Raw genomic sequence first — 23916 nt, 5'->3', positions numbered from 1 at the left:
GCCAGAGGGATGCGGGACTGTCAGTGGTCGGGCCATTGGCGGGGGCGCGGAGGGCGGCGCGGGGAACTCGGGGGCCGGGACGGGGGACGGCTTCGGGAGGTGGGGCGGGGGGAGGCGGGCCGGGGGTCGGGCGGGTCCACCGGGATTGTGCGGTGGCGGCCGGTGCCGGGTGCGGCGACGCGCGGCGGGGGCGCGGCACGGTGGCCCTGGAGGGTGACGGGAGGAGGCGTCCGGCGGGTCCGGCGGGCGCCGCGCGTGGGCGGCGCGTGCGCCGTGCCCCGGTCGCCGGTCCCGGCCGCCTCAGGGGTTCAGCGGCTTCTCGTACCAGGCCACGTCCCAGTACCGGCCGAACTTCCGGCCGACCTCGCCGTACGTGCCGATGTGGCGGAAGCCGAAGCGGGCGTGGAGGCGTACGGATGCCTCGTTGGGCTGGGCGATGCCCGCGTAGGCGCGGTGGACGTCCTCGCCGCCGAGGGCGTCGAAGAGGCGCTCGTACAGCAGGGTGCCGACGCCCCGCCCGCACGCGTCGGGGGCGAGGTAGACGCTGACCTCGACCGAGGTGGAGTAGGCGGGTCTGGGGCGGAAGGGGCTGCTGGTGGCGTAGCCCAGAAGGCGGTTCGATTCCGCGTCCAGGGCAACCAGAAGGCGGTGCGGGCCGTCCTTGGGGTGGGAGAGCAGCCAGGGACGCCTGGCCTCGGGGGCGAGGGGCTCGGTGTCGAATGTGACGGGGGTCTCACGTACGTAGTGGTTGTAGATGTCCGTCAGGTCCGGAAGGTCGCCTTCCTCGCCCGCTCTGACCTGGACTTCCCCGCGTTCGGTCATGGAAGGCCCCCTCTGTGTGGCGGCGCAGAATACCGCAAGATCCGGAAAAACGATGCGCGCCGTGGGAATTCTGTCCGGATTGAAGTCGTTGATTCCATCGGAACGGGCACCCGAACCAGGAGACGCCGGGTGGCTGGACCGCCACCGACCAGTTGTAGACCACGACTCGCAAGGGAGTACGCATGGCAACCCGTGCCGTCGCCCGTCGTCAGGCCGACTCCAACGGCGCTGATGAGGCACGACCTGTACGTACCTCGTCTGCAGGGGATGTAGCGGACCGGGACCTGGTCGGCATGTACCTCGACGAGATCGCCCGCACCCCGCTGCTGGACGCGGCGAAGGAGGTCGAGCTCTCGCTCGCCATCGAGGCGGGCGTGTACGCCCGGCAGATCCTCGACGGCGAGGTCGAGCCCGTCTCGGGGGACTCGCCGGCGGCGACCGCGACCCGCGAGGAACTGGAGGCCGTGGCCGCCGAAGGCGAGCGCGCCAAGGACGTCTTCATCCGTTCCAACCTGCGCCTGGTCGTCGCCGTCGCGCGGCGCTACCCCCGCAGCGGCCTGCCGCTGCTGGACCTGATCCAGGAGGGGAACGCGGGCCTGGTGCGGGCGGTGGAGAAGTTCGACTACCGCAAGGGCTTCAAGTTCTCCACGTACGCGACGTGGTGGATCCGCCAGGCCATCACGCGGTCGATCGCCGACCAGTCGCGGACCATCCGCCTCCCCGTCCACCTGGTCGAGGAACTGGGACGGATCCGGCGTGTGCAGCGGGAGTTCAACCGCGAGCACGGCCGCGACCCCGAGCCCGCCGAGATCGCCGAGGAGCTGGGCTCCAGCCCCGAGCGCATCACGGACGTGCTGGACTGGGCGCGTGACCCGGTCAGCCTGAACATGTCCGTGGACGACGAGGGCGAGACGCAGTTCGGCGACCTGCTGGAGGACACCTCCGCGACCTCTCCCGAGGACTCCGTGCTCGTGATGCTGCGGCGCGAGGAACTGGAGGACATGATCGGCCGGCTCGACGACCGGACCGCCTCCATCATCCGGGCGCGCTACGGCATCGAGGACGGGCGCGAGCGCACGCTGACCGAGGTCGGCAAGCAGCACGGCCTGACGAGGGAACGCATTCGCCAGATCGAGAAGCACGCCCTGCTCGAACTGAAGAAGATGGCCCATGACACGGGCTTCGACGCGGCGGCGTGACGGCGTCCGGCGCGGTGGGACACACCGCGCCGTGACGGGACACGACCGAAGACGACCGAACACGCCCCTGGACAGGGACCCCGGCGCACCCCCCGGCGCCGGGGTCCCGCTGTGTGCGGAGCCCGTGACGCCCGGCGCCCCGGTGGTGCGGGGGCGGCGGGAACCCGGGGCCGGAAGGTACCGGCTCATGGGCGGCCGTAGAGGTCGTGGTACGCCGGGAACACCCCACCCGGACCGTCCACACCCTCCGCGGCCCGCACCGCTTTGACCACCGCACGCGTCAGGGCGTCCGCGCCGGCCGCCAGCACGTCGTTGATCTCCTCCGCCTCCGGACGGCGAGCACCGGTGGACAGGGCGAAGACGGTGTCCCCGTCGGTGAGCAGATGCACCGGGCGGACCGCGCGGGCCAGTCCGTCGTGGGAGGTGCCCGCCAGCTTCTGCGCCTGGGCCGGGCTGAGCTCGGCGTCGGTGGCCACCACGGCCAGCGTGGTGTTGAGGGGCGGGCGCACCGAGGCGGCCGAACGGCGCTCCGACTCCTGCTGGGCGGCGGCCAGGGACCGCAGTGCCTCGGCGTGCTCGGCCTCCGAGGGGAAGGCCGGACGCTTGCCGTACAGCTCGCCGTAGAGCACGCCCGTGGCCGGGTCCAGGGTCGAGCCCACCGCGTTGACCACGGCCAGCGCGCCCACCGTGGTGCCCGAGGGCAGGACAGTGCTCGCGGTGCCCACCCCGCCCTTGAGCCCGCCCGCCACGGCCCCCGCGCCGGCCCCGACGTTGCCCTGGGGGACCGGCTCGCCGACGCTCGTACGGGCGGCCGCCTCGGCCGCCTCCCGGCCGAGCGCGGCGTCGGGGCGGGCCCGCCAGGATCCGCCGCGGCCCAGGTCGAAGAGGCAGGCGGCCGGGACCACGGGCACCACCTGGTCCGGCTCCGGACCGACGGGGAAGCCTCTGCCCCGCTCCTCCAGCCAGGCGGTCACCCCGCAGGCGGCGTCCAGCCCGAAGGCGCTGCCCCCGGTCAGGACCACGGCGTCGACGCGCTCCACCAGATTGCGCGGATCCAGGGCGTCGGTCTCCCGGGTGCCGGGCCCGCCGCCCCGTACGTCCACGGCGGCGGTCGCCCCGCCCTCCGGGGCGAGGACCACGGTCGTGCCCGTCAGCCAGCCGTCGCCGATCCGCTGGGCGTGGCCGACCCGCAGGCCCTGGACATCGGTCAGTGCGTCGTTGACCCTCGAGGCGCTCATGAGGCCATGATCCTCCTCCCGGGCGCGGACCGGGGCCGCCGTACTCTGGAGGAATGAGCACCCCCGCCACCCCCGGCTCCGGCGCCGCGCCCCGCGACCCGGCCTCCGCGCTGGACTTCTCCGATCCGCTGAGCAGGCCCTCGGCCGACGACACCGACCGGGGCTGGGGCGAGCGCCCGGAGGCGGGCGGCGACGGCGGCGCGGGCGATCTGGCCCGCTTCCTGGACGAGAAGCCCCCGCACCACCTCTGAGGCCACCGGCGAGACCGTTCGTGGGGCACTGTGGGGGACGCTCGCGTCAGGGCTTCTTCGAGATACCCCCGGATGTGCCGGACGCACCGGACGGCCCCTCGGAGCCCGGCCCGGAGCTGCCCCCGGAGGCGTTGCGCTGCGCCGTCAGCAGGGCGGCGGCGTCCGTGGTGCCGTTGCCCTCGCGCTGGGCCAGCAGCGCGTCGCGGATCTCGGTGAGCAGCTCCACCTCGGTCTTCTGGACGGGAGTCGCGGCCTGCTCCGCCGCCTCCTTGGCGCTCAGGGCGTCCAGCCGCTGCTTGAACTTGTTCATCGGCACGATCATCAGGAAGTAGACGACCGCGGCGGTGATCAGGAAGGTCAGCGCGGCGCTCAGCACCGAGCCCCACTTGATGGCGATGCCGCTGAGGGCCGCGCCCGTCGCCTCGTCGAAATCGCACGGGCCCTGGAGGCAGGACTGGTAGTGGTCGAGGTCCCTGGGGCCGATGGAGCCCACCACCGGGTTGATGACGCCCTCCACCACCGAGTTCACGATCTTGGTGAAGGCCGCCCCGATGACGACGGCGACGGCCAGATCGACCACGTTGCCCCGCATCAGGAATGACCTGAACCCGGCCAGGACGCCCTGCTTCTCGCTCAAGAGACTGCCTTTCCTCCGCACACGCGCTCCGGCCTCCGCCGGGTGAACGCAGCACACGCTGCACGAACACCGCGCGCACTGTCCAGCCCGGGCCACGGTCCGGTCCCCGGCGGGCGGCGGTCAGCACAGCGTCACCGCCAGAAGGGAGTGCGCCGCCGCGCCGGCGAGCCGGGCGGCCGTCGCTCGGGGCACCGAGAGCACCACCAGCGCCCCCTCCCGGTCGCCGGGGCCGGCCCCCGGCCCGGGGGCCGGTTCGGGTACGGCCGCCACCCGCACGTTCCGGGCGATGGTCCGTGCGCTGCCTGCCGGGCCGTCGGCGGGGCCGCCGGCCGGGGTGCCGGCGGGCGTGGCCAGTACGTCCACCCTGTCCCCGGGACGCAGCAGCCGTACCGCCTCCGCGTCCGGGATCCGCACCGGGGCGTCCACCGTCGCGTCGCCTTCCTCCCCGCCCGGGGACGCGGGCGGAGGCGGGGCCGCCGGTGCTTTCCCGGCCGCGGGCCGGTCCGCGGGAAGCGCATGGCCCCCGCCCCCGCCCTCCGCGGGCGCTCCTTGGAAGGCGGCACCCGCGGCGACGACGGCCAGCAGCAGTGCCATCGCCCGGAACCACCGGCCGGCCGCCCGGAGGGGGCCGAGAGGGCCCCGCCCCGCGCGCACCGGTTCGAACTCCGGCACAGGACCCGCGGCCGGAGGGCTTGAGGGCGGGGGCAGGGAGTGGGGTGTGGAGTGGGAGGAGGACGAAGCCGGGGAGAACGAGGGTGAGGAGGAGGGAGGAGCGGACAGGAAGGAAGAGGACATCGCGGTCACCGCCTTGTGGTGGAAACACCCCCCACGATGTCCGGTTCCGCGGCGGCCCGCCGGGCCCTGTGGACCACCCACAGGTTGTGGACAACTCGCTCACCCGCACGAGGGACGGAACCCGCACGAGGGACGGAACCCGCACGAGTCGCGCCCGCACCCGCCCCTGCCGCGCGCTCCGCCGTTCCCGCAGCGCCCCCGGCCGGTTGCCGGGAGGCCGGCGGCCCTTACGGAAGCTCGATCCCCGGGTCCATCCCGTCCAGCGCCGTCGCGCACGCGCAGTCCCGCTCCGCCGGCAGCCCGGCCACCGTGTCGAAGAGCACCTCGCGCAGCCGCCCGACGTTCTGCGCGAAGACCTGGAGCACCTCCTCGTGCGAGACGCCCTCGCCCGTCTCCGCACCGGCGTCCAGATCGGTGACCAGCGCCATCGAGGAGTAGCACAGGCCCAGTTCGCGGGCGAGGACCGCCTCCGGGTGCCCCGTCATCCCGACCACCGACCAGCCCTGCGCCGCGTGCCAGCGCGATTCCGCGCGGGTGGAGAAGCGCGGCCCCTCGATCACCACCATGGTGCCGCCGTCCACCGGCTCCCAGCCGCGCCCGCGCGCCGCCGCGACGGCCGCCGCCCGGCCCGTCTCGCAGTAGGGGTCGGCGAAGGACAGGTGCACCACGTTCGGCACCGAGCCGTCGGGCAGCGCCTCGCCGTCGTAGAAGGTCTGGACGCGCGACTTGGTGCGGTCCACGAGCTGGTCGGGCACCACCAGGGTGCCGGGCCCGTACTCGGGCCGCAGACCGCCCACCGCGCACGGTCCCAGCACCCGCCGTACACCGACCGAGCGCAGTGCCCACAGGTTGGCCCGGTAGTTGATCCGGTGCGGGGGAAGGTGGTGCTTGCGGCCGTGCCGGGGCAGGAAGGCCACCCGGCGCCCGGCGATCTCGCCGATGAAGAGGGAGTCGCTGGGCTCGCCGTACGGCGTGTCCACCGCGACCTCTATCACGTCGTCCAGGAACGAGTAGAAGCCGGACCCGCCGATGACGCCTGTCTCCGCCTGTGCGCTCATGGCCGAACACACTAGTCCCCGCCCGACGCCGCGGCCCCGCCGCGGTGCGTACCGAGACGGGGCCGGGGGAAGCCGGTTCCGGCTCCGGGCCGGAGGGCGGCAGACGGTGGGATCAGGCCGCCGAGGAGCCGGCCTTGGACGACGAGCCGCCGGACGAGCCCGAGCTCTTCTCGGAGGAAGAGGACGACGCCGACGAGGACGACGAGGACGACGAAGAAGACGAGGACGACGATGTCGAAGAGGACGACGACGTGCTGCCGGACGAGGAACCGCGGCTGTCGTTCCGGTAGAAGCCGGAGCCCTTGAAGACGATGCCGACCGCGGAGAACACCTTCTTCAGGCGGCCCTTGCAGCTCGGGCACTCGGTGAGCGCGTCGTCGGTGAACTTCTGAACCGCTTCCAGGCCCTCGCCGCACTCGGTGCACTGGTACTGATAGGTCGGCACTTGCTCCTCCTGGCACTCTTCCTTGTGGAGTGCTAACGACGCACCATGGTGCAGTATTCCGGCCTCTTAGTCCACCGGGAGCCGGTGGACGGTGACTCGCGCCACGCTCCAGGGCCCTTTCCCGTCCTCCGTCCGGAGCCCCCGTCACCCGGTCCGCGGCTCCCGCCCGCCGCCCGTCCGCCCGTCCGCGGCCTGCCCGTCCTGCGGCTTCAGCCGGCCGCGCAGCGCCGCCACCGTGACCAGCGCCAGAGCCGTGGCGGCCAGCGGCACCGTGAACCCGGCGCTCGGCCCGAAGCCGTCCGTCAGCTGCCCGGCGGCCGACGCGGCGCCGGCCTGGCCCAGCGCCACCGCGCCGGCCATCCAGGTGAACGCCTCGGTGCGCACGCCGGCCGGAGCCAGCCGCTCCACCAGGGTGAAGCCGGTGATCAGACTCGGCGCGATGCCCATGCCCGCCAGCAGTCCGAGGACGGCCAGCAGCGGGACCGCGTCCACCGCCCACAGCGGCGCGGTGGTCAGCGTCAGCAGCGCGTACGCCGCCAGCAGCCGCCGCTGCGGGGCCGAGCGCCAGGTCAGGGCGCCGAACACGAGGCCGGCGAGCATGTTGCCCGCGGCGAAGGTCCCGTACAGCACGCCGTTGAGGCCCGGCTGCCCGATGGAGTCGGTGAAGGCGGCCAGCGACACCTGCATCCCGCCGAAGACCGAGCCGATCCCGAGGAAGGCGACGATCAGCACCCGCACCCCCGGCACCGACAGGGCCGAGGGGTGCGGCGCGCCGTCCGCTCCGCGGGCGCGGCGGTGGGCGGGGGGCGCGGTACGGCGCTGGGCCGCGAAGACCAGCCCGCCGACGACGGTCAGGGCCGCCTCGGCGGCCAGCCCTGCGGCCGGGTGCACCCCGGTGCACAGGGCGGTGGCCAGGACCGGACCGATGACGAAGGTGAGCTCGTCGGTGACCGACTCGAACGCCGCAGCCGTCGACAGCAGCCGGGCGCCGCCCGGCCTGCCTGAATCACCCGGCGGACCCGAACCGCCCGGCGAGCCCGGCCCGCCCCTGAGCAGATGCGCCCAGCGGGCCCGCACCATCGGGCCGACCTGCGGCACCGAGGCGCCGGCCGGCACGGCCGCCAGCAGCAGCGCCCACAGCGGTGCCCGGGACAGCGCCAGGGCCGCCAGCACGCCCACGGCGGCGGCGTGCAGCAGCACCCCGGGCACCAGGACCGCCCGCTGGCCGAAGCGGTCGGCGAGCCGGCCGCTCCGGGGTGCGAACAGGGCCATCGACACGCCGGTCACGGCCGAGACGGTGCCCGCCGTGCCGAACGATCCGGTGGTGTCCTCGACCAGCAGCACGATGCCGAGCGTCAGCATCGCGAAGGGCTGGCGGGCCAGGAAGCCGGGCAGCAGGAACGTCCACGCACCCGGGGTGCGCAGCAGGTCCCGGTAGCCGGGCTTCCGGTTCGTGACGGGAGTGACCGTGGTGGCCACGGCCGTACCTTTCTGCCGCCTGGTAGCGCGCCGCGGGCCGTACGGCGCGCGGTGTCGCGGTACGGCGGGGGCACGCCGAAGGCCGTCCTCTCGCACGGACCGCGGCGTGTGGTCGGCCGGGCGGCCGTGCCGGCCCTGCATCAGGCGGGGTCGAAACTCCGGTAGCTCCGAAAGTCGGACAAACGTACGGCCTCAGGGTAGCCGATCACCCCGCGGGCCCGAGCCCGTCCCGAGCCCGTCCCGGGCCCGTCCCGGGCCCGTCGCGAGCCCGTCCCGGGCCCGCCCCCCTCAGCCCCTCCGCAGCGCCGAGCTGCCCGCCGTCCCCAGCCAGCCAGCCAGCTTGCCGCCACGGCCCACGGCCATCAGCCGCCGCTCGGTGGCGTCCCGCACCGCGTCGGTGGCGACCACCAGCAGCTCGTCGCCGCGTCGCAGGACGGTCGTCGGCGAGGGCACGAAGCTGCTGTCCCCCCGTACGACCAGGGTGACCGCCGCGCCCTTCGGCAGCCGCAGCTCCGTCACCTCCACGCCGTGCATCCGCGAGCTCTTCGGGATGGAGATCGAGATCAGATGGCCGCGCAGCCGCTCCAGCGGGGCCGACTCGATCTCCAGGTCCTGCGCACCGTCGCCGTCGGCCAGTCCCAGCTTCCGGGTGACCCAGGGGAGGGTCGGGCCCTGGATCAGGGTGAAGACCACCACCAGGACGAAGACGATGTTGAAGATCCGGCCGCTGTCGCGGCCCGGTTCGGCCATGGGGATCGTCGCCAGGATGATGGGCACCGCGCCGCGCAGTCCTGCCCAGGACATCAGCGCCTGCTCCCGCAGGGGCAGGCGGAAGGGCAGGGAGCACAGCAGCACCGAGACCGGCCGGGCCACCAGCGTCAGCACCACTCCGATGGTCAGCGCGGCCCCGAAGTCTTCCAGCAGCTCCGAGGGGGCGGCCAGCAGGCCGAGCAGGACGAACAGGCCGATCTGCGCGATCCAGGCCAGACCCTCCGCGAAGCCCCGGGTGGCGGGACGGTGCGGCAGCTTGGCGTTGCCGAGGACGATCCCGCAGATGTAGGTCGCCAGGAAGCCGCTGCCCTGCGCCAGCGTGCCCCCCGAGTACGCCAGGACGCACAGCGCCATCACCGCGATCGGGTACAGGCCGGAGGAGGACAGCGCCATGTGCCGCATCCCGTACTCGCCCAGCTTGCCGACGAGGACTCCGGCCGCGATGCCGATCGCCAGCTGCAGCGCGATGTTTCCGACCAGGGAGTACCACGAGTCCATCTGGCCGGACGCCGAGAAGGCGATCACCAGGATGACCACGGGCGGGTCGTTGAACCCCGACTCCGCCTCCACCGTCCCGGCCAGCCGCCGGGGCAGCGGCATTTTGCGCAGCACGGAGAAGACGGCGGCGGCGTCGGTCGACGAGACCACCGCGCCCATGATCAGTGCCAGTTGCCAGTCCAGGCCGACCAGGTAGTGGGCGCCCGCGGCGGTGACCCCCACGCTGATTCCGACACCCACCGTCGCGAGCACGGCGGCGGCGGGCATGACCGGCTGGATGTCGCGCCACTTGGTACTCAGTCCGCCCTCGGCCAGGATCACCACGAGCGCCGCGTAGCCCAGCACCTGGGTCAGCTCGGCGTTGTCGAATTCCACCCCGAGGCCGTCCTGTCCCAGGGCCAGACCGAGACCCAGGTAGATCAGGAGGCTGGGCAGGCCGGTGCGCGTGGAGAGCCGGACCGCGGCGATGGAGATGAGCAGGACGATCGCGGAGACCAGCATGAGTTCGTTGAGGCGGTCGACAGTCAGAAGCGGATCCTTCCGTGGGCGTGCGGAGGCAACGGCCGGGACCCGACCGCCGGGAAGTCATTTCTTTGCCTAACAATTTACCATTGGTTGAATCTCCGGCTCCTGATGCTCGGACTCCCTGCCGACCGGCGACCCGGCTCGTCCTATGGTTGCTCCAGCACCTCGGTCCCACCCTGCCCTCGAAGGACAGCGATGCCCGCCAAGAAGACCCCGCGACGCGCCCGCCTTCTCGTGATCGCAGTCGTGCTGCTGCTCGTGGCGGGCGTCGGCTACGGCGCCTACTGGAGCGTCGGCACCGTCCGCGCGTCCTTCCCGCAGACGACCGGCTCGATAGAGCTGGAGGGCCTCTCCGCCCCGGTCACCGTCAAACGCGACGAGCACGGCATACCCCAGCTCTACGCCGACAGCGCCGAGGACCTCTTCCGCGCTCAGGGCTATGTCCACGCCCAGGACCGCTTCTGGGAGATGGACGTACGGCGGCACATGACGGCCGGCCGGCTGTCGGAGATGTTCGGCGAGAGCCAGGTCGAGACCGACGCCTTCCTGCGCACCCTGGGCTGGCGGGAGGTGGCGCAGGAGGAGTACGACACCAAGCTGTCGGAGACGACCAAGAAGTACCTGCTGGCCTACGCCGAGGGCGTCAACTCCTACCTGGGCGGCCGCAGCGGCGCGGAACTCTCCCTGGAGTACGCGGCTCTGGGCCTGGTCAGCGACTACAAGCCGCACAAGTGGTCGCCGGTGGACTCCGTGGCCTGGCTCAAGGCCATGGCCTGGGACCTGCGCGGCAACATGCAGGACGAGATAGACCGGGCCCTGCTCTCCAGCCGCCTGACGAACAAGCAGATCGAGGCGCTCTACCCGGACTACCCCTTCGACCGGAACAAGCCGATCGTCCAGGACGGCGCCGTCAGCGCCCTCGACGGCGCCTACGACCCGAAGGGCACCCCCGCGGAGGGCGGGAACCCCGCGCAGAACGGCACCACCGCCCCCGGCACCACTGATCCCGGCGCCACGAACCCCGGCGCCACGAACCCCGGCGGCGCCGGCCAGGGCACCGAGACCGGCCAGGGAGTGCGGACCCAGCTCGCCGCGCTGGCCGCCTCCCTCGACGCCGTCCCCGCCCTCCTGGGCCCCAGCGGCGACGGCATCGGCTCCAACTCCTGGGTCGTCTCCGGCGAGTACACGACCACCGGCAAGCCGCTGCTCGCCAACGACCCGCACCTGGCCCCGCAGCTCCCCTCCCTCTGGTACCAGATGGGCCTGCACTGCAACTCGGTCGGCAAGGACTGCCCCTTCGACGTGGCGGGCTTCACCTTCTCCGGCATGCCCGGCGTGATAATCGGCCACAACCAGGAGATCTCCTGGGGCTTCACCAACCTCGGCGCCGACGTCACCGACCTGTACCTGGAGAAGATCGAGAACGGCACGTACCTCTACGACGGGAAGAAGGTCCCGTACGAGACCCGCGAGGAGGTCATCAAGGTCGCGGGCGGCGAGGACCGGAGGATCACCGTCCGCTCCACCCGCCACGGCCCCCTCGTCTCCGACCGCAGCGACGAGCTGGCCGGAGTCGGCGACCACGCCCCGGTCGGCGACGTCGCGCCCGACCGCGGCAAGGGCTACGCCGTCGCGCTGCGCTGGACGGCGCTGGAGCCCTCCAGGACCATGGACGCGGTCTTCGAGCTGAACACCGCCACCGACTTCGACGGGTTCCGCAAGGCCGCCCGGAAGTTCGCCGTCCCCTCCCAGAATCTGGTCTACGCCGACACCGAGGGCAACATCGGCTACCAGGCCCCCGGCCGCATACCGGTCCGCGCCGAGGGCCACGACGGCCGCTACCCGGCGCCCGGCTGGAACCCGGACTACGAGTGGGAGAGCTACATACCGCAGGAGGCCCTGCCCTGGGAGTACAACCCGGAGCGCGGCTACATCGTCACCGCCAACCAGGCCGTGATCGACGCGGAGAAGTACCCCTACCCGCTCACCGAGGACTGGGGCTACGGCGCCCGCAGCCAGCGGATCGACGACCTCATCCAGTCCAAGATCAAGGACGGCGGCAAGGTCTCCACGGACGACATGCGCACCATGCAGCTGGACAACAGCAGCGAGATAGCCAAGATCCTGGTGCCGTACCTGCTGAAGATCGACGTCAAGGACCCCTACGTCCGCCAGGCGCAGGAGCTGCTGGAGGGCTGGGACTACACCCAGGACGCCGACTCCGCGCCCGCCGCCTACTTCAACGGCGTGTGGCGCAACCTCCTCAAGCTCGGCTTCGGCAACAAGCTCCCCAAGGAGGTCCGCGTCGAGGGCGAGTGCCTGCGGGTCCGCCCGGCCGACGAGTCCGGCCCGATCGAGGACCTGAGCGGCAACCCGCGCACCGTCCGCGAGTGCGGCACGCGCGCCCCGGCGTCCGCGCAGCCCGACGGCGGCGACCGCTGGTACGAGGTCGTGCGCACGCTGCTGGACGAGCCCGACAGCGGCTGGTGGACCCCCGGCAGCCGCTTCGAGGAGGGCGAGGGAGACCGCGACGCGCTGCTGGCCCGCGCCATGGAGGACGCCCGCTGGGAGCTGACCACCAAGCTCGGCAAGGACATCGAGACCTGGAGCTGGGGCCGTCTGCACCGGCTGATACTCCAGAACCAGACCCTGGGCACCGAGGGCCCCGGCTTCGTCCAGCACCTGCTCAACCGCGGCCCGTGGGACCTGGGCGGCGGCGAGGCGGCCGTCGACGCCACCGGCTGGAACGCCGCGGGCGGTTACGAGGTGATCTGGGTGCCGTCGATGCGGATGGTGGTCAACCTGGCCGACCTCGACGGGTCGAGCTGGATCAACCTCACCGGCGCCTCCGGCCACGCCTACCACTCCAACTACGTTGACCAGACGGACATGTGGGCCGAGGGCGAGCAGCTGGACTGGGCGTTCAGCCGCAAGGCCGTCGAGGACGCGACCGTGGACACCATGGCCCTCACCCCGTAACCGCCCTCACCCCGTACCGCCGCGAGCCCCGCGCCCGCCGGTCTCACGCCGTGAAGCGGTGCACCCCCTCGGGGGTCACCGCGGCGTGCACCGGACGGTCGTGGGGCTCCGCCGGTACCCGGCGCAGGTACTCGCCGGAGTGCAGCAGCACCACAAGCGCCGGGGCGGCCCCGGAAGCCTCGATCCGGGCCAGCACCCGGTCGTAGCTGCCCCCGCCGCGCCCCAGGCGCATCCCGCGCCGGTCCACCGCCAGCCCCGGCAGCAGCACGGCGTCCGCCCCGGTCACGGCCTGCGGCCCCAGCCGCCGCCCGGTGGGCTCCAGCAGCCCCCGGCGGGCGGGGGAGAGGAACTCGGCGCCCTCGTACGCGGCCCAGTCCAGGTCGTCGTCCGGCAGCAGCACCGGCAGCAGCACGCGTACGCCGCGCCAGTGGAGTTCGTCCACCAATGCGCGGGTGTCCGGCTCGCGCCCCACCGAGACGTACGCGGCGACGGTGCGCGCCCCGGCCAGCTCGGGCAGTTCCAGGGCGTGCCGGGCGAGCGCGCCGGCGAGCCGGTGGACGCCGTCCTCGGGCAGATGAGCCCGCGCCGCCAGCAGGGAACGCCGCAGGGCCCGCTTCTCACCGGCCACCGTCCGCGGCCCTTCCCCCGGTTCCGTGTCCGGTGCCGCGTGTGTACCCCGGTGTGCTCCGGTGGTTCCGTCGTCCTTCACGCCGTGTTCATCTCCCCGGCTCGATTACGCCAGTCCCTCGCCATGGCAGGCGCATTATCATCCTGATGGCGCGCCAGCGCGGCCCCGAGCGCCGGGACATTCTCCCGTAAACCGCAACGGACCAGTCAGACATGCGCGTTACGGGACAAACCAACGGCTATGGTGCAGACATGACTACCTCGCGTACACGGCGGATCACCAAGGCCGTCATCCCGGCCGCCGGGCTCGGCACCCGCTTCCTTCCGGCGACGAAGGCCACCCCGAAGGAGATGCTGCCGGTCGTCGACAAGCCCGCGATCCAGTACGTGGTGGAGGAGGCCGTCACCGCCGGCCTCCCCGACGTCCTGATGGTCACCGGCCGCAACAAGCGCCCGCTGGAGGACCACTTCGACCGCAACTACGAGCTGGAGGAGGTGCTGCGCAGCAAGGGCGACGCCACCAAGCTCACCCGCGTCCAGGAGTCCACCGACCTGGCCACCATCCACTACGTACGCCAGGGCGACCCCAGGGGCCTGGGCCACGCGGTGCTGTGCGCCGCCCCGCACGTCGGCGACCAGCCCTTCGCCGTCCTCCTCGGCGACGACCTCATCGACGCGCGCGACCCGCTGCTGTCCAGGATGATCGAGGTCCAGGAGACCTACGGCGGCAGCGTCGTGGCGCTGCTGGAGGTCGACCCGGCCAGCATCCACCTCTACGGCTGCGCCGTCGCCGAGCCCACCGGCGACGACGACGTCGTGCGCGTGTCGGACCTGGTGGAGAAGCCCTCCCGCGAGGACGCCCCCAGCAACCTGGCCGTCATCGGCCGTTACGTCCTGGACCCGGCCGTCTTCGAGGTGCTGCGCAAGACCGAGCCCGGCCGCGGCGGCGAGATCCAGCTCACCGATGCCCTCCAGACCCTCGCCGGGGATCCGGGAATCGGCGGCCCGGTCCACGGTGTGGTATTCAAGGGCCGCCGCTACGACACCGGCGACCGCGGGGACTACCTCCGCGCCATCGTCAGGCTGGCGAGCGAGCGCGAGGACCTGGGCCCGGACTTCCGCGCCTGGCTGCGAGACTTCGTCAAAGAGGAGCTGTAGGCACTTGAGCGGTACCCGGTCCGTCGACGAGCACCTGGCCGACATCCTGCGGTCGGTCCGGCCGCTGGAACCCATCGAGCTGCACCTGCTCGACGCCCAGGGCTGCGTGCTCACCGAGGACGTCCTGGTGCCCGTCTCCCTGCCGCCCTTCGACAACAGCTCCATGGACGGCTACGCGGTGCGCGTCGCCGACGTGGAGAAGGCGGACGAGGACGCCCCGGCGGTGCTGGAGGTCGTCGGCGACGTGGCGGCGGGCGCCGGCCGGCCGCCCGAGGTCGGCCCCGGCCAGGCCGCCCGTGTGATGACCGGCGCACCGCTGCCGCCCGGCGCCGAGGCCGTCGTCCCCGTGGAGTGGACCGACGGCGGCACCGGCGGCGGCCCGGCCGACGCCATGGCCGCCCACAGCGCCGACCCGTCCGGCGCGGCCGGCGAGGTCCGCGTCCACCGCCCGGTGGCGGCACGGCAGTACGTGCGGGGCAAGGGGAGCGACGTACGCGCCGGCTCCGTCGCCCTGGAGGCCGGCACCGTCCTGGGCCCGGCGCAGATCGGCCTGCTGGCCGCCGTCGGCTGCGGCACCGTCACCGTACGGCCGCGCCCGCGCGTGGTGGTGCTCTCCACCGGCAGCGAACTGGTCCGCCCCGGCGCGCCGTTGGGCCCCGGCCAGATCCACGACTCCAACAGCTTCGCGCTGACCGCCGCCGCCCGCGACGCCGGCGCCATCGCCTACCGCGTCGGCGCGGTGGCCGACGACGCCGCCGCCCTGCGCACCGTCATCGAGGACCAGCTCGTACGCGCCGACGCCATCGTCACCAGCGGCGGCGTCAGCGTCGGCGCGTACGACGTGGTCAAGGAGGCGCTCACCGGGCTGGAGGGCACCGTCCTGGGCGGCGCCGAGCCGCCGGGCGACGGGGACGGCGAGGACGGGGAGGGCTGGGACAGCGGGGGCGAGGGCGCCGGGAGCGCCGGCGACACGCCGCGGCCCCCCGCGCGCGTGGAGTTCCGCCGCCTGGCCATGCAGCCCGGCAAACCACAGGGCTTCGGCCTGGTCGGCCCCGACCGGATCCCGCTGTTCGCCCTTCCCGGCAACCCCGTCAGCTCCTACGTCTCCTTCGAACTGTTCGTCCGTCCCGCCCTGCGCGCCCTGATGGGCCTGGAGCCCGTCACCCGGCGTACGGTCACCGCCCGCCTGGAGTGCGAGGAGCCGATCGCCTCCCCGGAGGGCAAGCGCCAGTTCCTGCGCGGCCGGTACGAGCCCCCGGCCGCCGGGGAGGGGCTGGGCACGGTCAGCCCGGTGGGCGGCCCCGGCTCGCACCTGCTGGGCTCGCTGGCCCGCGCCGACGCGCTGGTCGTCGTACCCGAGCGGACCACCGAGGTCGCCCGGGGCGACGAACTGGAGATCGTGCTCCTGGACTGACTCGACGGTGCCCGCGCCGCGGCGGGTACCGTTGACGTCCGGAGCGGACCGACGCGGGAGAGCGATGAGCAGCGCGCGACAGGGGAGTCCAGCAGGCGAGGCCGCCGGCCTCACCCACATCGACGAGGCGGGCGCGGCCCGGATGGTCGACGTCTCGGCCAAGGACGCCACCGTCCGTACGGCGCGCGCCACCGGCCGCGTACGCGTCTCCCCCCGGGTGGTGGAGCTGCTGCGCGGCGAGGGCGTACCCAAGGGCGACGCGCTCTCGGTCGCCCGTATCGCCGGGATCATGGGCGCCAAGCGCACCCCCGACCTCGTACCGCTGTGCCACCCGCTGGCCCTGTCCGGGGTGAAGGTCGACCTCGCCGTCGCCGACGACGCGGTGGAGATCGCGGCGACGGTGCGCACCACCGACCGCACGGGTGTGGAGATGGAGGCGCTGACGGCCGTGTCGGTCGCGGCGCTGACGGTCGTCGACATGGTCAAGGCCGTCGACAAGGGGGCCGTCATCACGGACGTGCGGGTGGAGGAGAAGACCGGGGGAGCCTCCGGGGACTGGAGCCGCGACCGATGACCGAGCCCGCTCCCGTGTCCGCCCCCGCGCCCGCCTCCGAGCCGGAGCCCGCGCCGATGGCCCGCCGCGCCCTCGCCGTCACCGTCTCCAACCGCGCCGCCGCGGGCGTCTACTCCGACACCACCGGCCCGCTGCTGGCCCGGGCCCTGAGCGCGCTGGGCTTCGCCACCGACGGCCCGCGCGTCGTCCCCGACGGCGAGCCCGTCCAGGAGGTACTGCGCGAGGCCGTCGCCGACGGCTACGCCGTGGTGCTCACCACCGGCGGCACCGGCATCTCGCCCACCGACCGCACCCCGGAGATGACCCGGGCCGTGCTCGACCACGAGGTCCCCGGCATTCCCGAGGCCATCCGCGCCGCCGGGAGGCCCAAGGTGCCCACCGCGGCCCTCTCGCGCGGCGTCGCGGGTGTCGCCGGCCGCACCCTGATCGTCAACCTCCCCGGCTCCACCGGGGGCGTACGCGACGGCCTGGCGGTCCTGGAGCCCCTGCTGCCGCACGCCGTGGACCAGATCCACGGCGGCGACCACCCCAGGAAGGACGCACCCCACTGAACGCACCCTGGCCGGTCGAGCTGACGGACGGTGACATCACCCTCCGCCCCATAAGGCTGCGCGACCACCGCGTCTGGCGCGAGGTGAACCAGCGCAACCGTGACTGGCTGCGCCCCTGGGAGGCCACCGTCCCGCCCGCCCTGCCCGGCCGTCTGCCGCCGCGCCGCCCGACGTACCGGCAGATGGTCCGGCACCTTCGGGCGGAGGCGCAGGCGGGCCGGATGCTGCCCTTCGTGATCGAGTACCAGGGGCGGCTGGTCGGCCAGCTCACCGTCGCGGGCATCACCTGGGGCTCGATGTGCTCGGGCCACATCGGTTACTGGGTGGACCGGGAGGTGGCCGGACGCGGTGTGATGCCGACGGCCGTCGCGCTCGCCGTGGACCACTGCTTCCGCACCGTCGGACTGCACCGGATCGAGGTCTGCATCCGCCCGGAGAACGGACCGAGCCGCCGGGTGGTGGAGAAACTGGGATTCCGGGAGGAGGGGCTGCGGCCGCGTTATCTGCACATCGACGGCGCCTGGCGCGACCATCTGGTCTACGCGCTGACCACGGAGGACGTCCCCGGCGGCCTGCTGGAAGGCTGGCGCCGGCGCTCTCTTCCAGGCGCCTCGCAGAAATAAAATAAATGTTCGATATTGCCTGAGGGTAAGACACCTTACAGTCAGCGGACGGACACATTCGCGGAGGCTGGCCGCCTTAATCGCAAAAAACGGTTGAGATATCAGCCGGATCGTGCGACACACCGCGCCAATTGGCGTATCACCCTCGCGAAACCCCTCTACCGTGTGGTGGGTGAGCAGCAGCGGCCTCATCTACGCAGTCATCGTCGGGGCCTGGGCCGCCTACCTGGTGCCGATGTGGCTCCGCAGGCAGGACGAACTCAACGAGGCTCGTCCGACGGAGCGCTTCGGCACCGCCATCCGGCTGCTGTCCGGCCGGGCTGGCATGGAGCGCCGGTACGCCAGGAACGTCAAGGAGGCGTCCGGGGACGGCGGCCCCGCCGACGGTGACGACCAGGGTGCCCCGGGCGTCGACGTCCGGGCGCTCGCCGACCCCGTGACCGAGCACATCACGGTCCCCGGCCCCGCGACGGTCGCGCGCGCCGAGGCCCCCACCGAGGTTCGCCGCCCCCAGCAGGAGCAGCAGGACCGGCCCGGCAGGCCCGACCGGCCGAGCCGGCCCGGCTACCCGAACCAGGGGCAGAAGGGGCGGGCCAAGCTCCTCGCCCGCCGCCGGCGCACCACGATGGTGCTCTTCCTCGCCTTCACGCTCGGTGCGATCGTCGCGGCGGTCGGCGGCATCGCGTTCCTGTGGGCCCCGGCCGTCCCGGCCGGGCTGCTGAGCGCCTACATCGCCCATATGCGCGCCCAGGAGAGGCGCCGCTTCGAGTTCGTGATGGACCGGCGCCACGCCGAGGACGCCGCCCGCCACCTGCGCGAGCGCCGCACGGACCGCGCCGACCACACGGAACGGGCGGACCACGCCACCGGCGGTCGTACCGCCACCGGCCGCAACGCCACCGGCCGCAACGCCTCCGCCCACACCCCCGAACCGGCCCCCGAGCCCGCCCCCGACCCGGAGGCGGACGAACGGCGCGCCCTGGTGGAGCAGACCGACCACGCCGAGTGGGTGGACGCCCAGCGCCGCGAGCGCACCCCCGCCCCGGCGGAGAGCGGCTGGGAGCCCACCCCCGTACCGCTGCCCACCTACGTCAACGCCCCCGTCGCCCCGCGCACCGCCCGCAGCCTGGACCTGGAGGCCCCGGACGCCTGGAGTTCCGCCCGCTCCACCACGGCCTCCTCCGAGCCCGCCCGGCCCTCCGGCCCGGCCTCCTCGCACTCGTCCTCCCCGCGCCGCCGGACCCCGCTCTTCGACCAGTACGCGGACGAGGACCGCCCCCGCGCGGCCAACGAGTGACCCCGCCCGCCCCGGGCGCCCCCGTCGTCCCGCCCATCGTGACCAGCGCGGGAACGGATTTCCGCGCACGGGCATGGGGATGCTAGGGTTTCACCCGTTGCAAGGGCCTGTAGCGCAGTCCGGTAGCGCACCTCGTTCGCATCGAGGGGGTCAGGGGTTCAAATCCCCTCAGGTCCACACGGCAGCAAGAAGCCCCTCCCAGGGTCTCCCGGGAGGGGCTTTTCCGTGCTGTACAGCAGCGGCGTACAGCGGGCGGCGCGCGAGCCGCTTGGAGGAACCCGCCGCGCATCCCCACGGACCACGGCCGAACCGCCCGGCCGCCCGGGCGGACGACCGCAGTGTGCGGCTGCGCCGCGCACCGGGCCGGGACTGGCCGGCGGATGCCTCCCGATACCGCCGGACCGCTCCGGCTCCGAGGTTCGGGATCATGAAGGCCGGCCGGGCGTGCGCCTCTCGTACACGGTCACTTTCCGGCCGCGGACCTGTTCATGAGCCACCGGCCGGAAGTACTCCCGGAGCGTGGAGATCTTGACCCGGTCCCGCGCCGAACTCGCCGGCTTCGCCACGTCTTCCGCGTCGGTGACCAGAACGATGCGCTGCCGGGCGAGCATCTCGGTACGTATGCGCGCGGCGTCCCGCTCCGTTCCCTTCAGTGTTCCCGAGCGTTCCGGCGTCTCCTTCAGAGCTATGTCCCGCAAGCCCGTGAAGGCGTGTGGGGAGAGCCAGCCGGGTGTCCCGCCGCGCTGCCGGGACGAACAGCACGGCGTCCCCGGACTTCTTCAACCGTTCCACCTGCGCCGCGGCTGCCAGGACGTCGTCCACGCGGCTCTGCGGCGATCGCTTCGCGAGCGCCTGCGGAAGTAGGGCGACCGTGACGGGCAGGACCCAGCGCGCGGCGCTCCACGACAACCGCTGCACCGCCCCCACCAGCGCGCCGAGAAGGACACCGACCATCAGAGCCGAGCCCAGCAGGCTGAACAGCACATACCGGTCCACGAAAAGCGGTCTGAACAGCGAGAGCCCGACGAGACCGAGCTGCGGGACCGCGAGCAGGGGCAGACCGACGGCCGCCGCCGAGAGCCGGCCCGCCCGGGGCCGGTCCAGCAGGGTCCCGGCGCCGGCGATCGCAAGCAGGACCGCCGGTCCGATCAGCATGTGCCAGGTCAGCGGAGGGATCCAGGACACCTGCCCGGACTGTGTCCGGCTGAAGAGGATCAGCGGCGTGACGCCTGCCGTTGCCGTCACGGATGCCGCGGTCCAACAGGCCCATGTCCCGCGCCTGGCCCGTGCCCACACCAGGGTCGTCAGGTGTGCGGGCAGTATCAGCAGCGAGAGCCAGTTCAACAGGCCGCACACGAAGACCGTGCAGCTGTAGGCGGTCCAGTACCCCCACCGGTTCCGCCGCCCCTGCAGTATCGCCACGAGCAGCAGCGTCAAGAGCCCGGCGCCCGCCGCCACCAGGGCGTACGGGCGGCCCTCCTGAAGGTGGAACTGCACGGGGGGAAGCAGTCCGAGCGCCATGCCTGCGCCCGTACCCACCGGATTCCCGGAAAGCCGCCGACCGAGTTCCGCCACACATGCCGCTCCCGCCGCGACCGCCAGCACCGAGGGCAGCCGTAACACGGTGGTGGAAGGACCGAAGTACTCGAACAGCGCGTGCATGAGCAGGTAGTAGAGGGCGTGGACGACATCGACGTGCTCCAGCATGCGCGTTATGTCGCCGGTGGACCGGAGGGCGACCTGCCAGGTCGCGGCCTCGTCCCGCCAGACACTGTCCTCCCGCGACAGCCCCCACAGGCCGAGCGCGACAGTCCACAGGAAAGGAACAAGCCAAACGGGAAATATGCACCGGGATCGTACATCGTTGAGTATCCTCAACTTCGGCGCTCCCCTGGCCGGACAAATCAGCGCGGTTGCTCGCAAAGGTGTCGCTCGGCGTGAATCCGTGTGACGTGCGGGCCGGAAGCACGGTCATGCTGTTTCCGGCAAGGATCGCTGCGCTCTGAGCCGGGAGTTTCGCGGAACGGTCCGGTGGCGTCAACTCTGTTTCCTGTGCGGGTGGTCGGGTGGGAGTTGGGGGCTGAGGAGGTGTGTGCCGGGCGACTTCTCCGCGTCGGTGGAGATTCGGTTCGGAGTGGAAGCGGGAGTGTGAAAAAGTGGATCCAGTAATTCCGGTATTGAATTCGTCGAGTCGGGTGTGCAGTGGTGGTCGCCGCACATGGCGACATCGTCCGCGGTGCCTATGACAACGCGTTCGCCCTGGGAGCGCCGCCCGCCCCCAGGCGAGTCTGGCGGCGGAGGCATCGGCCCCCGGCGAGTTGGGGCGATCTCCGCCCGGCTGGGAAGCGATTTCCGTGCGCATCGGAATTCCCGGCCGGGAGCACCCGTGAACACGCTGCACGGCGACGCGAATTCCCTCCTGTGGAAACCGGGAGGGGCTTCTTCGATTTCCGCATGCACCGGCCTGTGAAGCCCGGCGGCGGACCCTCACGCGTTCTGTTCCCGAGTCTGGGCAGGTCGGCGTCGGTGAGCCGCGACTGGGCCCCGGGAGGGGGCCGTTCCTTGCGGACGATCAGCCGCATGCCCGCTGGCCGGCCGTGCAGGACGTCGCCGGTGAGTTCGGCGACCCAGGCTCCGCCGCGGACCTCACCGTCCGGCTCGACGGCCGGTCCCCAGGCCGAGGCCGGAACCTGCAGCACATGCTGGTGGATCGCGCCGGTGATCACCATGCCGACGGAGCAGGAGAGCCGGCGTCCGAGCTGGACGAGCCAGGCGACGAATTCGTGGGTGCCGTCGGCGGAGTCGGTGCGGATCAGGGGCTGCCGCCCGCGCCGGTGCCTCTTCGGCAGTCGCGCCAAGGCCAGTTGGGCGGTGGTTCGTTTGCTTCCTCATGCGACTGGAGGAGTCTAGATTGGGTGTTATGGCAGAGGACTCCAACGAGAACACTCCACCTACCTCCTCACCCTTGCCGCCACCACCTTCACTGCCACCATCCTCACCTCCCCTACAGCCGCAACAACCAAGGTCGGCATGGTGGATTGTCGGTCTCCTCGCCCCTGTCCTCGTCGCGATCATTGGCTTGATCGGGGTGTTGATCGCCAACAGCCAGGGATCAGCTCCCACCGAAGGGTCGAAACCACCAAACAGTGCGACAGAGTCGGCGGATCCAGCGCTCTCAGGGAGCTCGAAGCCACCAACCGGTGCGACTGCCTCGTCTCCAACCGTGCCGTCCGGCAGTGGCGGCACCAAGGAGGCGACCCCAAAAGTGAGATTTGGGCCTAAAGTATTTGATTTCCCCGGCGACGAGAATATTGACCTGGATTCGAAACCGCCGATTCTCATCGCCACACTGACCGGTGGCACAGACGTGGGTTTCTACGGCGACAGGACCTCGCTCGGCACCCTCAACGGTGAGCCCAGACTTGCCCCTCTTCCTCCCTCAGGTTCTGATCCGAGTGAGGCCGAATGCGTTGCGGCGGTGCAGGCGAACGGCACATATAACTTGCCTCTGACGAGGGGAGCCCGCTACTGCGCGATTTCCCGTGATGGGCGCACGGCCTACCTGCGTGCTGTCGCGGCTCCGACTGCGGGAACCATTCGGCTCGAAGTCACCGTTTGGGAAATCCCGGACTGATCCAGCGGCGGGCACTCACAGGAAGGGAACCCTGGGGACGACTGCAGCCCGGGGCTGTTCCATAACGACACGGGCTTGACCGATGAACGGTCCTCATGCCGGGTTCTGCGCGGCGGTCGACCGCATACCGCGGGGGCTCACTCGCCTTGCCGCAAGGAGCCTCGATGCGCCTCCGTACGGCCCTGGTCGCCGTCACCGGCGCCTTCTCTTACCGGTACGTTGGCCTGAGCGGAGCGCCGCGGTCGGTGACCCTGCACGCCCCGCGGAGCCCAGGCTGTGTCCCGCTCGCAGAGGTCGCGGGCCCCGGCTCGTCCCAGCACGCTTTCACTTCGCACAGCGACACTGACGAGTGGGTGATGGTGTTCACCGAGCCCGACTGCACGGGCGACTCTTGGCCCCTGCGCCCGCACGGGCAGCCCGCCACCCACCGGCTCACGCTGCGCTCGGTGTATTTCACCGGCCGCCGCCTTTGACGTGGACACGCGGGTAGGAACCGATACGCTCCTTCACCCGGGAAGTGCCTCCGACGATGGCAGGAACAGGGACCTGGGCAATACTCGTTCATGCTGCTCAGAGGAACTTCTCGTTTGCCTGGCCAACCGTCGGACACCGGGCTTCACGAAAGCGCGAGGCTAGGTTGTCACCTGTGAACGCATCGAAGCCCTCTCTGTTCAGGCGGATGACCGCGGCGCTCGGCCTCACCCACGCTCCGGAGGGTGAGCCCCGCCCCGGTGGGCCGAAGGTCTCACGGTTCGGCCGTTTCGTCTCACCGCGCCTGGACCAGGAGCTGAAGGAACTGCAGGTCCGGGTCGCGCAACTTGAGGAACTGCTGGGTCGTCGGCAGGCCGAAGACACCCGGAACTGAGCCGAGCGCGCCCGGCGGCGTCTTTCTTTACGAGACCTCCCCCATGACGAGGCCGGAGGGCACGGACAACGCGAGACGCCGATGCCCGACGTGCGGGCCGGCCGGGGGCCGGGCGGGATCCTTGGGCAAGGGCTGGGAACGGGTACCTCGGCACCGGCCCTCCCGCGGCACGTGCGCAGCAGCTCAGGCCGTGGCTCTCGCAGAACCTGCCATGCTTGGAGTATGGCAACTCGGAAGATCGCCATCACCGTGCCCGAAGGGCTGGTGGAATCGATCAAGGAGCGCGTCGATGCGCGCGGAGTGTCCGGTTACACGGCGGCTGCCGCCGCTCATCAGGACGCCATGGACCGACTTCGCGAGTTGGCCGAACGCCTGGAGGAGGAGCACGGTGCCGTGACGGACGACGAGCAGCAGGCGGCGCTGGACCGCATCGCCGCCATCGACGGCTGGCACGACGAACAGCGGTCACGCTGAAG

21 protein-coding genes, 1 tRNA gene and 2 pseudogenes are annotated in these 23916 nt (G+C 72.3%); 13 read left to right on the top strand and 11 right to left on the bottom strand.

Annotated elements, in window-relative coordinates:
• Window positions 1-300: 300 nt before the first annotated feature.
• Window positions 301-822: an N-acetyltransferase family protein gene (locus ACW69E_RS25975; protein ID WP_457500725.1), complete on the bottom strand. Its 522-nt coding sequence runs from the start codon at window positions 820-822 to the stop codon at window positions 301-303.
• Between the two features lie 182 nt (window positions 823-1004).
• Here ACW69E_RS25975 and ACW69E_RS25970 point away from each other — a divergent pair, with 182 nt between their 5' ends.
• Window positions 1005-2021, top strand: coding sequence for a sigma-70 family RNA polymerase sigma factor (locus ACW69E_RS25970; RefSeq protein WP_457500724.1), 1017 nt, complete (start codon window positions 1005-1007; stop codon window positions 2019-2021).
• Between the two features lie 185 nt (window positions 2022-2206).
• On the opposite strand, the gene ACW69E_RS25965 is transcribed toward ACW69E_RS25970, so the two are convergent.
• Window positions 2207-3259: a P1 family peptidase gene (locus ACW69E_RS25965; protein ID WP_457500723.1), complete on the bottom strand. Its 1053-nt coding sequence runs from the start codon at window positions 3257-3259 to the stop codon at window positions 2207-2209.
• Window positions 3260-3312: 53 nt separating this feature from the next.
• Here ACW69E_RS25965 and ACW69E_RS25960 point away from each other — a divergent pair, with 53 nt between their 5' ends.
• Window positions 3313-3510, top strand: coding sequence for a hypothetical protein (locus ACW69E_RS25960; RefSeq protein WP_457500722.1), 198 nt, complete (start codon window positions 3313-3315; stop codon window positions 3508-3510).
• 46 nt (window positions 3511-3556) lie between these two features.
• On the opposite strand, the gene mscL is transcribed toward ACW69E_RS25960, so the two are convergent.
• From mscL to ACW69E_RS25930, 6 genes are all read right to left on the bottom strand, one after another.
• Window positions 3557-4147, bottom strand: a complete 591-nt coding sequence (gene mscL, locus ACW69E_RS25955) for a large conductance mechanosensitive channel protein MscL (RefSeq protein WP_457500721.1) — start codon at window positions 4145-4147, stop codon at window positions 3557-3559.
• A gap of 120 nt (window positions 4148-4267) precedes the next feature.
• Complete coding sequence (locus ACW69E_RS25950) at window positions 4268-4741, bottom strand: RcpC/CpaB family pilus assembly protein (RefSeq protein ID WP_457500720.1); 474 nt, start codon at window positions 4739-4741, stop codon at window positions 4268-4270.
• Window positions 4742-5169: 428 nt separating this feature from the next.
• Window positions 5170-6000: an S-methyl-5'-thioadenosine phosphorylase gene (locus ACW69E_RS25945; protein WP_457500719.1), complete on the bottom strand. Its 831-nt coding sequence runs from the start codon at window positions 5998-6000 to the stop codon at window positions 5170-5172.
• A gap of 112 nt (window positions 6001-6112) precedes the next feature.
• The gene (locus ACW69E_RS25940; protein WP_457500718.1) at window positions 6113-6445 is read right to left on the bottom strand and encodes an FmdB family zinc ribbon protein; all 333 of its coding nucleotides are present in this window, start codon (window positions 6443-6445) and stop codon (window positions 6113-6115) included.
• A 144-nt stretch (window positions 6446-6589) separates the two neighbouring features.
• A complete protein-coding gene (locus ACW69E_RS25935) occupies window positions 6590-7924 on the bottom strand; it encodes an MFS transporter (RefSeq protein WP_457500717.1) in 1335 nt (444 codons plus the stop codon).
• A gap of 288 nt (window positions 7925-8212) precedes the next feature.
• Entirely contained in the window at window positions 8213-9694 is a 1482-nt protein-coding gene (locus tag ACW69E_RS25930) for a potassium/proton antiporter (protein WP_457500716.1), read from the bottom strand.
• Between the two features lie 219 nt (window positions 9695-9913).
• Here ACW69E_RS25930 and ACW69E_RS25925 point away from each other — a divergent pair, with 219 nt between their 5' ends.
• The gene (locus ACW69E_RS25925; RefSeq protein WP_457500715.1) at window positions 9914-12697 is read left to right on the top strand and encodes a penicillin acylase family protein; all 2784 of its coding nucleotides are present in this window, start codon (window positions 9914-9916) and stop codon (window positions 12695-12697) included.
• Window positions 12698-12740: 43 nt separating this feature from the next.
• Here the strand turns inward: ACW69E_RS25925 and ACW69E_RS25920 are convergent, their stop codons facing one another.
• Window positions 12741-13325, bottom strand: a complete 585-nt coding sequence (locus tag ACW69E_RS25920) for a 5-formyltetrahydrofolate cyclo-ligase (protein ID WP_457500714.1) — start codon at window positions 13323-13325, stop codon at window positions 12741-12743.
• Window positions 13326-13576: 251 nt separating this feature from the next.
• On the opposite strand from ACW69E_RS25920, the gene galU reads away from it, so the two are divergent.
• The 7 genes from galU to ACW69E_RS25885 all read left to right on the top strand — a co-directional run bounded on the left by galU (window position 13577) and on the right by ACW69E_RS25885 (window position 19118).
• Window positions 13577-14482, top strand: a complete 906-nt coding sequence (gene galU, locus ACW69E_RS25915) for a UTP--glucose-1-phosphate uridylyltransferase GalU (RefSeq protein ID WP_457500713.1) — start codon at window positions 13577-13579, stop codon at window positions 14480-14482.
• A gap of 4 nt (window positions 14483-14486) precedes the next feature.
• Window positions 14487-15896: a molybdopterin molybdotransferase MoeA gene (locus ACW69E_RS25910; protein WP_457500712.1), complete on the top strand. Its 1410-nt coding sequence runs from the start codon at window positions 14487-14489 to the stop codon at window positions 15894-15896.
• Window positions 15897-15960: 64 nt separating this feature from the next.
• On the top strand, window positions 15961-16470 hold the full coding sequence (gene moaC / locus ACW69E_RS25905) for a cyclic pyranopterin monophosphate synthase MoaC (protein ID WP_457500711.1): 510 nt from the start codon (window positions 15961-15963) through the stop codon (window positions 16468-16470).
• 56 nt (window positions 16471-16526) lie between these two features.
• Complete coding sequence (locus ACW69E_RS25900; RefSeq protein WP_457500732.1) at window positions 16527-17021, top strand: MogA/MoaB family molybdenum cofactor biosynthesis protein; 495 nt, start codon at window positions 16527-16529, stop codon at window positions 17019-17021.
• Window positions 17018-17644, top strand: coding sequence for a GNAT family N-acetyltransferase (locus ACW69E_RS25895; RefSeq protein ID WP_457500731.1), 627 nt, complete (start codon window positions 17018-17020; stop codon window positions 17642-17644). The genes ACW69E_RS25900 and ACW69E_RS25895 overlap by 4 nt, the downstream gene beginning before the upstream one ends.
• Before the next feature lie 172 nt (window positions 17645-17816).
• Window positions 17817-18941 carry a divisome protein SepX/GlpR gene (sepX, locus tag ACW69E_RS25890; protein WP_457500710.1) on the top strand — a complete coding sequence of 375 codons (1125 nt, stop codon included), beginning with the start codon at window positions 17817-17819 and terminating at the stop codon, window positions 18939-18941.
• Window positions 18942-19044: 103 nt separating this feature from the next.
• Window positions 19045-19118 (top strand) — tRNA-Ala (locus ACW69E_RS25885).
• A gap of 248 nt (window positions 19119-19366) precedes the next feature.
• Here ACW69E_RS25885 and ACW69E_RS25880 read toward each other — a convergent pair.
• Both ACW69E_RS25880 and ACW69E_RS25875 read right to left on the bottom strand, forming a co-directional pair.
• Window positions 19367-20819 (bottom strand): annotated as a pseudogene (locus tag ACW69E_RS25880) (glycosyltransferase family 39 protein).
• A 626-nt stretch (window positions 20820-21445) separates the two neighbouring features.
• Window positions 21446-21817, bottom strand: a pseudogene (locus ACW69E_RS25875) (IS1380 family transposase); the annotation flags it as partial.
• Window positions 21818-22164: 347 nt separating this feature from the next.
• Between ACW69E_RS25875 and ACW69E_RS25870 the strand changes: the two are divergent.
• From ACW69E_RS25870 to ACW69E_RS25860, 3 genes are all read left to right on the top strand, one after another.
• Window positions 22165-22575 carry a hypothetical protein gene (locus ACW69E_RS25870; protein WP_457500709.1) on the top strand — a complete coding sequence of 137 codons (411 nt, stop codon included), beginning with the start codon at window positions 22165-22167 and terminating at the stop codon, window positions 22573-22575.
• Between the two features lie 646 nt (window positions 22576-23221).
• Window positions 23222-23440, top strand: coding sequence for a hypothetical protein (locus tag ACW69E_RS25865; RefSeq protein WP_457500708.1), 219 nt, complete (start codon window positions 23222-23224; stop codon window positions 23438-23440).
• A 222-nt stretch (window positions 23441-23662) separates the two neighbouring features.
• The gene (locus ACW69E_RS25860) at window positions 23663-23914 is read left to right on the top strand and encodes a hypothetical protein (RefSeq protein WP_457500707.1); all 252 of its coding nucleotides are present in this window, start codon (window positions 23663-23665) and stop codon (window positions 23912-23914) included.
• Window positions 23915-23916: the final 2 nt, after the last annotated feature.

The organism is Streptomyces sp. SS8 (assembly GCF_054072955.1).
The sequence above is the reverse complement of the archived record's forward strand: the minus strand, read 5'-3'. Positions and strand labels throughout refer to the sequence as shown.